Raw genomic sequence first — 10910 nt, forward strand, 5'->3', positions numbered from 1 at the left:
GGGCTCGGGTGGCCCGGGTGGCCCGGGGTGGCGAGCTGGTTCTGGGTGGTCGGGTGGCCCGGGGCGCCTGATCGGTGCGAGGTGCTCGAGCCGTCTGCGGCGCTGAGGGTGCCTGCGCTGAGACCGTCTGCGCCGAGCCTGTCTGCGTTGAGTCCGTCCGGACTGAGCCCGTCCGAGCCGAGCCTGTCCGGACCGACGCCGAGGCCTGCCGCGCCGAGGCGCTCGGCGGCACTCGGCCGGTTGGCGGTGGTCAGCCGCTCGCCACCGACCCGGAGCCCACCCGCGCCCCTGCGTTCCCCGTCGAGCCGCTGTTCCGGCTCCCGATACGCCTTCCCGTCCGCGAACATCCGCGCCGCGGCCGCCTCGACCTGCGCCCCCAGCTCGATCCCGAGCACCTCAGTGGGCAGCCGCCCGACGTGCTCGTCGGGCGAGAGGCCGTTGAGGTCCGCGAGCGCCTGACTGACCGCCAGATAGCGGTGATCAGGCCCGTAACAAGCGAACGCCACCGCCGTGTCGCGGCATAGCGCGTCCAGGAGGGGCTGGACCAACGGCGGCAACACCGCCGCCGCCCGCCGCGCCGGATCGTGAGCCACGTACGTCTCCCGCCGCCGTTCGAGCCCCTTGCAGTTTCGAGCTTAGCCGTCACCGTCGCTTCACGCCCCGTGATCGGCCGAAAATCCCCGAGTTCTCATGAGAATCGCAGATTCGAACTCGTATTCAGTGCCGCTGGCCGACGAGTCATCAGATGACGGTCGACCGGTGACCTGATAACGCGTCATCAGGCTCGATGGTTGCAGGCGCCCGAGACTGATTTCGCGGGCCGTCCCGCGTCGCTCAGCGCCCGACGGGCCGTCGTTCAACTGTCCGTGCGCCATCCCGGGCCGTCGTTTCAACTGTCCTTGCACCATCCCGGGCCGTCCCTCAACCGTCCGTGCAGTATCCCGGGCAGTCTTCGACCCTCCGTGCACCATCTCGCGCCGTCCCTCAACGGTCCGTGCGCCATCCCGGGCCTTCCCCCCGACCCTGCGTGCGCCATCCCCACGCCTCGGCGGGCCAGGTGGTCCCACTCGCCACCCGACCCGCCCCTATCCGATCCACCTCAGCGCGGTTCCGCCCGCTCCGTGTCCACTGCCCGCCGCGTGCCTACTGCTCGCGCTGGGCCGGCAGCCGCGGCGTGCCGACCGCGCGGGGCTCGGCGCCCAGCAGCGTCGCAGCGTGCTCGGCAGCGCTCGGACCGTCGCCCGCCAGGATCTTCTCGACCAGCTCCTCGTGCCCACGGGCGTTGGCGGGCAGCGCCTCGCAGCCCGCGCGCACCCCGGTGATCTCGAGCGCGCCGTAGACGACCGCGGACAGGTGCTCGAGCATCCGGTTGTCGGTGGCCTGCAGCAGCAGGGCGTGGAACTCGGCGTCCACCCGCGCGTAGCCCGGTGCGTCGCCCGCGGCGGCGGTCTCCGCGAGCATGTCGGCCAGCTCGCCCAGCCGGACCCGCACCGGCTCGGGCAGCCCGGCGCCGCGCCCGGCCACCAGGTGCGCGGCCAGCGGCTCGAAGGCCTGGCGCAGTTCGGCCAGCTCGCGGGCCTGGTCGCCGCGCAGGGGGCCCTGAGCCCGCCACTCGATGACGTCCGGGTCGAGCAGGTTCCACTCCTGCACCGGCCGGATCCGGGTGCCCACGTTGGGACGCGCCGAGACCAGTCCCTTGGCCTCCAGCACGCGCAGAGACTCACGGACCACGGTGCGCGAGACCTCGAATCGGTGCCCGATCTCCTCGGGCACCAGCGGCCGGTCCGAGCCGAGCTCGCCGGCCACGATCATCTGGCCGAGCTGCTGGACGAGCTGGCCGTGCAGACCACGTCCGCGCTGCGCCGCGGCGCGGGGGAAGACGAGGGAGGCCGGGGCGGACACGTGGGAGCGCAGCTGCGCGGCGTCGACCGGTTCCGCGGAGCGGCCGACGGGGACGGTCACGGTCATCACGCGGCCGGTGCTGTCAGTGGCGGTGTTCATGGTGATCTGGTCGGCTTTCCAGAAGGTCGGCTTGAGACGATTTCACCGGCTCCAACCATGATTGTCACGGAAAGCACTCTTCAGAGTGAAAAATCGCACCGCTACCGTGGCGTCTGGTGGCGCGTCCTGCCCCGAACGGGCGACCCATTCGGCGACCGCGCGACCGGAAACGACCGGCCGCGTTCCTTGACGGCGAGGGTCTGCGGACTCCTTGATCGCCACTGCCTTGCACAGCCGGGGCGTCACACCCGGGCGCCGCCCCACCCCGCGATCAACACTTCTCAGCCCCCCCGACCCACGCCGCTGCTTCAGTCGATGCTGCGGCGGCGGACGACGATGATCGCGGCCATGGCGAGGCCGATGAGGGCGAGTTCGGGCAGCGCGACGGCCGATGGGGCGACCGGCAGCCCGATGCGGGCGAACAGCCGCGCCACATGCTGCGTGTACGGGCTCTTCGAGTACGGGGTGACCGCCGCGATGGCCGCACAGAGCCCCCACGTCGCTCCGACGGCGAGCAGCCGCAGCCGCACGAGCGGCGCACACAGCACACCGACCACGCCCCCGAGCATCGCGAAGAAGAGCTCCGGGATGCTCGGCAGGATCATCACGTATGACGGTGTGACAGATCCGGTGGCGGCAGTGGTGTGCGCGAGCGCGAAGCCGCCGAGCGCGGTGAGGAACGCGGCGACCCGCGTGACGACGGCGAGAGCCAACCCGATGCACGCCGCGACGACGATCTTGCCGAGCAGCCCCGCGCCCCGACGCGGCAGCCGCGCGTAGGTGCTGAGCCCGAGGCCGTGGCGGTAGTCCTCGGCGACGAGTCCGGCCCCGAGCCAAGCCGCCGCGAGGACGGCCGCCGTCCCCGGCAGCACGGTGCCCGCGGCCCCGCCACCGACCACCCAGCCCACCTGCGCCTGCGGATCGCCCGAGGTCACCGCAGCCCGTGCCGCCGGCAGCGTCACCAGCGCCGACCCGAACACGCCGAGCCCCGCCACCCCGAACGTGGACCGCCTCGTCACCAGCCGCGTCGCCTCGTACCTCACCGCACGGCGGACCGCGCGCACCGCGATCACTGCGCCGACTCCGATGCGGATTCCGACCCTGAGGTGGATGCCGACGCTGACGCTGAAGCGGATGCCGACGCGCCGTCATATGCGCGCCCAGACCCGAAGCCGGGTTCACCGGCAGAGGTGAATTCGCGTACGGACTCTCGCTCAGACTCCAGCGCATACGCAGGCTGAGCGCCGACCGAAGCACCCGTCGATGCAGCAGGCACCGAAACGGCAGACTCCGTCGGCTCTGACGCCTGCGCAGCGACGGCAACCGAGACCAGCCGAGTCGGCGCCTCAAACTCCGACGACGTGATCGGCGCCGCGCTACCGCCCGCCGCCTCCGACTCGAACGCTGAAGGACTCCTCGCGCCCGGATCGCCGATCACCGAATTCGCCATCCCACGGTCAACCGCGTCCGGGCTCGCAGCTCTCGGGCTCGAGCTCACCACGTCTGGGCTCGCCGTGGTCCGGCTTGCCGACTCCGGGCTCGCCGCCTTCGGGACGGCCGACACACGCAGCACCGCCGAGCCCCCGCCGAACGGACTCACGCCGTACGAATCGGCCTCGTACATGTCCCCAGCCTGTGGATGAACCGCGCCGATGCCTACGCCCAGACCTGCATCCGCGCCCGCATTCGTACTCGCGCTCGTACTCGAACTCGTACTCGTACTGAGGCTCGTGCTCGAAGCCGCGCTCGTACCGGCGGCCGCACTGAGGCTCGTGCCCGCAGCCGCGCTCGCACCGGCACCCGCACCCGCACCCGCACCCGCACCCGCACCGGGGCTCGTGCCGCCACCCACACCCAGACTCGCCGCGCCCGAGGCCGAAACCGAACCCGAGCCCGAACCCGAACCCGAACCGGCTGCCGGCCCCGCGTTCCCGACGCCACCGAATCCGTGCGCCTCGCCGCTTCCGAGCGCGCTCTCGAACGGCATCCGGACCATGGCCTGGGCGACCTCGGGTACGCGCACGGCGGGAGGGGCTTGCACGGGCACCACGGCGGGCGGCCTGCGGCAGGCTTCGAGCACGGCGATGACCGGGTCCTCACCCGGCTTGCGCACAGACAGCTCGTGCAGCGGCACCTCGCTGCGGAACGCGAGATCGCCGATTCTGGCCCGGTCCAAGCCACGCACCTCCAGACAAGCGCCGTCGAGCTGAGTCGGCTCAGCTCCCGCGGCGACAAGAATCGCGGCCAGCCGCAGCACCTGCGGGGTCCGCACGATGACGCAGTCGCCAGCCAGCTCCCGCGCGGCCTGCCTGGTCGCGCGCTGGCCGGCGAGCCGACCGGCGTCCATGACCAGGATCCGGTCCGCGTAGCCGAGCATCGCGTCGGTGTTCTGACCCGTCACCAGCACGCAGCGGCCCTGCGCGGCGTACGCCCGTAGGAGCGCGGCCAGCCACGGCCGTCCCTCGGGTTCGAGTCCGCATTCGGGCTCGTCGAGCAGCAGCGCCTGCGGGTCGCCGAGCAGGGCCTGCGCGATACCGAGGCGCACGGTCATGCCCTCGGTCAGCTCGAAGATCCTGGTGCGTACCTGGTCGGTGAGCCCGACCACGTCGAGCACGGCCTCGATCCGCTCCCGCCGTCCGGCCGGGGCCGACTCGGGGTCGGCCGAGAGCGCGAGCCGCAGGTGGCCCCCGACCGTCCGGGCGGGATGCACCGCGAGCGGGTCGAGCAGCACCCCGACCGAGCGCATCGGGAAGGCGAGCGACCGGAACGGCCGCCCGTCGTACAGAGTCCGCCCGCCGCCCCGGTCCAGCTGCAGCATCCGGCGCAGGACTTCGGTCTTTCCGGCTCCCGGCAGGCCGAGCAGCCCGGTCACCTGCCCCGGGCGAACCTGGAAGCTGACCGCCTCCAGTGCCCGGCGTCCGCGCCGACGGGTCGTGAGCTCGATCGCCTCGATCACTCAGCCATCGTCGCCGTCGATCATCACGCAAAGCCCGGCGGACACGCCCCGACACACGCTGATTCACCCCGTCGGGCGCGCCCTGTCCTGAGCGGGCGACGCTGTCAGCCACTCAATGGCCCCGGCCGGGCCGACGACCCGACGACCACACGGACCTGACCGCATGTCAGGCAGTGCGACTTCCCGTCGGGCAGCGCGCCGGACGGAGCGTCAGACCGGTTCCGCCGCCGCGCCACGCCGCATATCAGGCAGGACGCAGCATCGGCGGGTTGAGCAGCGTCACGTCGCCGCGCGTGAACAGCTGCGCGGGCCGGCCGCCCTGACGCGTCGTCGTTCCGCCCGCGGGACGCACGTAGCCCGGGGTGCCGGTGACCTTGCGGTGGAAGTTGCGCGGGTCCAGCGTCACGCCCCACACCGCCTCGTAGACGCGGCGCAGCTCGCCGACCGTGAACTCCGGCGGGCAGAACGCGGCGGCCAGCGGTGTGTACTCGAGCTTGGCACGAGCCCGCTCGACCCCGTCCGCCAGGATCCGGGCGTGGTCGAACGCGAACGGCGGGTGGCCCTCGGCCCGGTTCTGCGCGGCCGGGAACAGCTCGGGCAGCACATCGGCCACCGCGACCCAGTGCGCGTCCGCCGCGTCGCCGCCCGCCGTCGGCGCGGGCAGGTCCGGCGCGAGCGCCAGGTAGGCGACCGAGACCACGCGCATCCGCGGGTCGCGGTCCACCGTGCCGTACGTGGCCAGCTGCTCGAGGTGCACCGGCAGATCGGCCAGCCCCGTCTCCTCCGCCAGCTCCCGCCGCGCCGCCTGACCCAGCGACTCCGCCGGCCGCACGAAGCCGCCGGGCAGCGCCGTGCGCCCCGCGTACGGCTCCTCGCCGCGCCGGATCAGCAGCGCGGACAACCGGGAATCGCGCACGGTGAGCACCACCAGGTCCACCGTCACGGCGAACGCGGGAAACCGCGCCGGGTCGTAGAGCTCGGACTCGGTCATGGCCGCCATCATATATCGTCCTACTGACGATAAATAGGCCGTCCGGGGCTACCCCGGTGCTCCGCCCGGGTACGCGGGGCTGCCCCCGAGCCACCCGAGCGCCGCGCGCCGTGGTTGTCGAGCCCTAGCTCTCTTCCGATCTCCGCCCTCGCCAGGCGTCTCCTTTCATCCCTGGTTTCCGTTCACATGCACCGTTCACCGGTCTCCGGTCTCCGATCTCCGGTCTTGAATCTTCGATCGGCAGCCTCCCCTCCGGGGCTCCGTCCCCCTCAGCCCTGTTCCTCGGCCATGTCGGCCAGCCGCTTCGCCGTGCCGTGCGACGCGACCCGAACCAGTGAAGGACCGACACCCCGCGTCAGACCCACCTGGATCAGCACGGCGAGCGAGTAGTCCGGCACCGCGGCCAGCGCGCGTTCGAGGGTGAGCGAGGCCCACGCGCCCCAGCCGAGCGCCCACGACGCCCAGGCCGCGACCGAGTAGCCCGCGGCCGCCTGCTCGGCCGTGACCGCCCGCCGGGCCAGCTCGACCGCGAGCGCAACCGCCTGACCTGCCCGTTCGGTCGCACACCAGGTGGCGAGGTAGTCCCGGACGCGCACGTCGGTCAGCCCGAGCAGCAGCCGTGCCGCGCTCTCGTCCTCGAGCTGCCAGCCCGGTCCGGCGATCTCGCCGCCGAGCCGGTCCGCCAGCCGCCACAGCTCCCGCACCTCCGCCCAGTCGAGCGCCAGGCCCTGGGACGGATCGATGGCACGAAGACGGGCGATCCGGTCCAGGTACGGCTCGTACCCGGCTTCGCAGTCGCGCCCGGTGGAGCGGTCGTACGCCGCCGGGCCACGCTCGTACGCCCCCGCACCGCGCTCATACGCCGTGCCCCGCTCGTGCAGGGCACGGCCGTGCGAGGGCAGGCGGTCGTGCACGGCTTCGCGCTGGCGGACCAGGACGGCCGCCGCGGACACCGCGACCGGCGCCGCCACCTCGGCCTCGACCTCGGACTCGACCACTTCCCGAGCCGCAGCCGAGGCCCCCGCCGCGGCCTGCGTCCCCGCTCCCGCCGCAGCCTGCGCCTCCGCCTGCGCGCGTTGGCGGGCCCAGGCCCGCTCGTCCGCCAGGGCGACGCAGGCAGCGCGCGTGCGTTCGACCGTGTCCGTCGGGTAGGGCTGGAGACTCTCCGCCAGCGCGGCCCGGCTCGGCAGCACGACCAGGCCCGAGTAGGTGCTCAGCGCCGCGACCTCGGAGGCGGCCGCGTTGATCGGGGTGCCCTCGAGCGGGCAGCAGTCGGGCTTCTCGCACAGGAACGACCACCACCGGCCGCCCGCGATGAACAGCGAGTCGAGCGGGCGCGGGCCGAGCTTGCGGAACTGGGCGCACAGCAGGGTGGACAGACGCTGGTGCATCCCCGGGATGGCCGGCCCGCCGAAGCGCGGGTAGATCAGGATCAGCGACTCCACCGCGCCCTCGTCCAGCATCCGGTTCGCCGCCCAGCGGGCGAAGCGGCTCGGGTGGCGTTCCACCACGTCGAGGTCCACCCGCATGCCGTGGCACAGGGCCGCACGGCCGCCGAGCCCGTGCGGGGTGAGCCCGAGCAGCACGACGCTGTAGTCCGGCGCGAACCCGAAGAAGTGCGGCACCGCCGCGGCCACCTCGCCGGGGCTGCTCAGCCGCACGGTGACCTGGCCGAGTTCGAGACCGCCGGTCTCGGGCCCGGCCGCGATCTGGAATCCCTCGAACCGGTCCGCGAGCACCTCGGGCTCGTCCTCGATCAGCGTCCAGTCGTTCATCGCTCTTCCCTCTCCGTTCGGGGCACGTCGCCGTTCCGACCTCGGCGGTCGTCGGCCGTCACGCGGCGTCTCCACCAAGATCCCCCGGGGGCACCCGTCTGGGGAGGGCCCTGGACAAATCTGTGGATAAACCCCGCTTGTGGACAGAGGTCATCGCTTGAAGGGAGTAGTGGAAAATATGCTCATTGGCCCCGGTGGGCGAGATCTCAGCGGATCTCAGCAGGCTCTCAGCGCGACGGAGAACACTGGTCGTATGCGGATTCTTGTGGTGGACGACGACCAGGCGGTCCGGGACTCGCTGCGTCGCTCCCTGGCCTTCAACGGGTACGACGTGGAACTCGCCTCCGACGGCCTCGCCGCGCTCGAGTCGATCGCCCGCAACCGGCCGGACGCGGTGGTGCTCGACGTGATGATGCCGCGCCTCGACGGCCTCGAGGCCTGCCGCCGGCTGCGCTCGGCCGGCGAGGACCTGCCGATCCTGGTGCTCACCGCGCGCGACGCCGTCTCCGACCGGGTGGCCGGGCTCGACGCGGGGGCGGACGACTACCTGCCCAAGCCCTTCGCCCTCGAGGAACTGCTGGCCCGGCTGCGCGCACTGCTGCGGCGCACCCAGCCCGCGTACTCGGCCGACAACGGCCAGCTCACCTTCGCGGACCTGACGCTCGATCCGCTGGCCCGCGAGGTCACCCGCGGCACCCGTACGGTGCGGCTGACCAGGACCGAGTTCAACCTGCTCGAGCTGCTCATGCGCCACCCCCGGCAGGTGCTGACGCGCTCCCAGATCCTCGAGGAGGTCTGGGGATTCGACTTCCCGACCACCGCGAACTCGCTCGAAGTGTACGTGGGCTACCTGCGCCGCAAGACCGAGGCCGAGGGTGAGCCCCGCCTGATCCACACCGTGCGTGGCATCGGCTACGCTCTGCGCGAGACGGCGCCATGAGCACCTCACCCTTCGAGACGAACCCGGGCGCGACGGCCGGACGGCAGAACGCGGTCAGCCGCTGGCTGGGCCGCCGCTCGTTCCGCTCGCGGATAACCATGCTGGTAGTCGCCGCGGTGGGGTTGTCCGTGGCGCTCGGCGCGCTCATCAGCTACCTCGCGATCAGCCACACGATCACCTCGAACCTGGACAACGAGCTCGAGCAGAAGACGGCCACCATCTCGCATCTCAACCTGGCCGAGCCCGACCAGCTCTCCCAGCAGGCGGCCTCGAACCTCCTGGTGGTGACCGGGGCCCGGGTGACGGTCGTGCTGAGCACCGGGGAGGGCATCTATCCGCCGCCCACCCAGGTCATGGAGGGCAATTCGGTGCAGACCGTCCAGCCCTTCGCCCCGTACGGCGCCCCCGAGGTGCAGGTCGCGCAGCGCCAGCTCGACTCGTCGCTGCGCACCCTGAGCTACCAGGGCGTCAACTACCGGGTGTACACGGTGCCGGATCCCTCGATCGACGACGCCGCGGTGGCCGTCGCGGTGCCGCTGACCTCGACCGAGTCCATGCTGAGCACCCTGGCGACCATCTCCATCGTCGTCGGCCTGATCGGAATCGCGGCCGCGGCCGCGGCCGGCGTGGCCATCGGCCGGGCCGCGCTGCGCCCGATCGAGCGGCTGTCCGGCGCCTCCGAGTACATCGCGCGCACCGGCGACCTGCGGGCGCTGCCGGTCAGCGGTGACGACGAGCTCGCCCTGCTCACCCGGAACTTCAACACGATGCTGGAGGCTTTGGCCCGGTCGCAGGATCACCAGAAACGCCTCGTCGCCGACGCCGGGCACGAGCTGCGCACGCCGCTGACCTCGATGCGCACGAACCTGGACCTGCTCGCCCAGGCCGTGGCCTCGCCGGACGACCAGCGGCTGCCGCAGGAGGAACGGGTCGCGCTGATGAACGACGTGCGCGCCCAGATGGAGGAGCTGTCCGTGCTGATCGCGGACCTGGTGGAGCTGTCAAGGGACGAGCGGCCGGAGCACGCGATCGAGCTGCTCGACCTGCGCGACGTGGTCGAGCGGGCCGCCGAGCGGGTGCAGCGGCGGGCCCCGGGCCTGAGCTACGACCTGCGGCTGTCCTCCTGGTACCTCGACGGCGACGCCGCCTCGCTGGAGCGTCTGGTGACCAACCTGATGGACAACGCGGCGAAGTGGTCGCCGGAGGACGGCACGGTCACTGTGACGCTCGGCGACGGGCTGCTGCAGATCGCCGACGAGGGCCCGGGGATCGCCGAGGCGGACCTGGCCCACGTGTTCGAGCGCTTCTACCGCTCGCCCGAGGCGCGGGCCACGCCCGGATCCGGGCTCGGGCTCGCGATCGTGCGGCAGATCGCCGAGAACCACGGCGGACGCGTGGCGGCGGCCCGCGCTTCGAGCGGCGGCGCGCTGCTGGGCGTGTGGCTTCCGGGCTCGCCGGTGCCGACGGACGGACGCCGGGCGGTCACGGCCGGGTGAGCCGGGCCGCCTGACGGCGCCCGGCCGCGAGCCCGGCGGGCGTCGTCCGATGGCTCCACGGCAGCACAGGGCGGCCCTCGACGCCGGGACGGGACGCCGGCGGCCGCGGAGCCGTGGACAGGCCGTGGACAGGCCGCCGAGGGGCCACCACAGGGCCATCCGGGGCCGCAGGTAGCGCGGACGGAGTAGCTTCACCCGTTCGGAGTAGATCACTCGGTCGGCGCAACGCGCTGACACTCGTTCGGCCGTGTCGTAACTCTGACGCCGGAGCCCGTCCAGGTTTCCGGCGTCTCTTTTCAGTAACGGAACCCGGATCCACAACGAGTTCTCGCATCAGTCTCAGGGGCTTCTCAGCCGCCGAGCCGAAAGTACAGCCATGACCGAGACGCCAGAGCACTCCTCCACGCCCGAGCAGCCGGGCCGGGCCGCCGATCAGGAAGCCGAGCTGGTGCCGGCCGCAGTCCTGCCGCAGCACGGCGACGCGGCCCTGGCGCCGCAGGCCCCGGCCCCGCAGGCCGCACCGCCCAGCCCGTCCGCGCAGTCCGTCGCGGGACAGAGCTGGGCCATCCAGCCGCCGTCCACCGACCTCGCTCCGCCGAGCACGGGCGGCGCCCCGGCCCCGGCCCAGCCGCAGCAGCCCTACCCGGCGCCGCAGCAGCCGTACGGCCAGCCGCAGCCTCCGCAGCAGCAGCCGTACGGCCAGCCGCCGCAGCAGCCGGGCGCCCAGCCCAACCCGTACGTCGCGCAGCCC

8 protein-coding genes and 1 pseudogene are annotated in these 10910 nt (G+C 72.8%); 3 read left to right on the plus strand and 6 right to left on the minus strand.

Features of this window, described 5'->3' with window-relative positions; genetic code table 11:
• The 6 genes from KDL01_RS33955 to KDL01_RS33980 all read right to left on the minus strand — a co-directional run.
• Positions 1–593: PAS domain-containing protein (locus tag KDL01_RS33955; protein ID WP_212532786.1), on the minus strand; the 593-nt coding region annotated here is incomplete at its 3' end.
• Between the two features lie 550 nt (positions 594–1143).
• Positions 1144–2001 carry a FadR/GntR family transcriptional regulator gene (locus KDL01_RS33960; protein ID WP_212532787.1) on the minus strand — a complete coding sequence of 286 codons (858 nt, stop codon included), beginning with the start codon at positions 1999–2001 and terminating at the stop codon, positions 1144–1146.
• Between the two features lie 308 nt (positions 2002–2309).
• The gene (locus KDL01_RS33965; protein ID WP_212532788.1) at positions 2310–3020 is read right to left on the minus strand and encodes a hypothetical protein; all 711 of its coding nucleotides are present in this window, start codon (positions 3018–3020) and stop codon (positions 2310–2312) included.
• 50 nt (positions 3021–3070) lie between these two features.
• Positions 3071–4957 carry an ATP-binding cassette domain-containing protein gene (locus tag KDL01_RS33970; protein WP_212532789.1) on the minus strand — a complete coding sequence of 629 codons (1887 nt, stop codon included), beginning with the start codon at positions 4955–4957 and terminating at the stop codon, positions 3071–3073.
• Between the two features lie 244 nt (positions 4958–5201).
• A complete protein-coding gene (locus KDL01_RS33975; protein ID WP_212532790.1) occupies positions 5202–5948 on the minus strand; it encodes an NUDIX hydrolase in 747 nt (248 codons plus the stop codon).
• A 269-nt stretch (positions 5949–6217) separates the two neighbouring features.
• Positions 6218–7723, minus strand: coding sequence for a DUF4192 domain-containing protein (locus KDL01_RS33980; RefSeq protein WP_212532791.1), 1506 nt, complete (start codon positions 7721–7723; stop codon positions 6218–6220).
• 253 nt (positions 7724–7976) lie between these two features.
• Here KDL01_RS33980 and KDL01_RS33985 point away from each other — a divergent pair, with 253 nt between their 5' ends.
• From KDL01_RS33985 to KDL01_RS33995, 3 genes and pseudogenes are all read left to right on the plus strand, one after another.
• Positions 7977–8663, plus strand: coding sequence for a response regulator transcription factor (locus tag KDL01_RS33985; RefSeq protein WP_212532792.1), 687 nt, complete (start codon positions 7977–7979; stop codon positions 8661–8663).
• The gene (locus KDL01_RS33990) at positions 8660–10159 is read left to right on the plus strand and encodes a sensor histidine kinase (RefSeq protein WP_212532793.1); all 1500 of its coding nucleotides are present in this window, start codon (positions 8660–8662) and stop codon (positions 10157–10159) included. Before KDL01_RS33985 ends, KDL01_RS33990 begins: the two co-directional genes overlap by 4 nt.
• Positions 10160–10535: 376 nt before the next feature.
• Positions 10536–10910: pseudogene (locus tag KDL01_RS33995) on the plus strand (TerD family protein); the annotation flags it as partial.

The organism is Actinospica durhamensis (genome assembly GCF_018139695.1).
Lineage (GTDB): Bacteria > Actinomycetota > Actinomycetes > Streptomycetales > Catenulisporaceae > Actinospica > Actinospica durhamensis.